Origin of the sequence: Paraburkholderia sp. NMBU_R16 (genome assembly GCF_013282575.1) — a bacterium.
Lineage (GTDB): Bacteria > Pseudomonadota > Gammaproteobacteria > Burkholderiales > Burkholderiaceae > Trinickia.
This window is the reverse complement of sequence record NZ_JAAAYE010000345.1, coordinates 1-318: the sequence shown is the minus strand read 5'-3', so window position 1 is coordinate 318 and position 318 is coordinate 1. Positions and strand designations below refer to the sequence as shown.

Below are 318 nucleotides of genomic sequence, written 5' to 3'. Positions count from 1 at the left end.
CATCGATGATGGCAAAGACGAAGAAAGCTCGCTCAACGTTGCCCACTGGCGCGGGCAGCGTGCTGAAGCGGCTGCATGATCCGCTGGAGGTGATTTTGCTGTGCGTACGCTGGTACGTGGCGTACGCGCTGAGCCTGCGCAACCTGGAGGAGATGATGGCCGAGCGCGGAATCGAGGTCGATCATTCGAGCGTGCACCGCTGGGTCATCAAGCTCGTGCCACTGTTTGAAAAGTCGTTTCGCCGACACAAGCGTCCGGTAGGCAAGAGCTGGCGCATGGACGAGACCTACGTGAAGGTCAAGGGCCACTGGAAATATC

The 318-nt window shown here is 59.1% G+C and carries 1 protein-coding gene; it reads left to right on the top strand.

What is annotated here, in order from left to right; all coding sequences use genetic code 11:
- Positions 1–8: 8 nt before the first annotated feature.
- The coding region (locus tag GWC77_RS28505; protein ID WP_173263007.1) for an IS6 family transposase at positions 9–318 on the top strand (310 nt) is incomplete at its 3' end.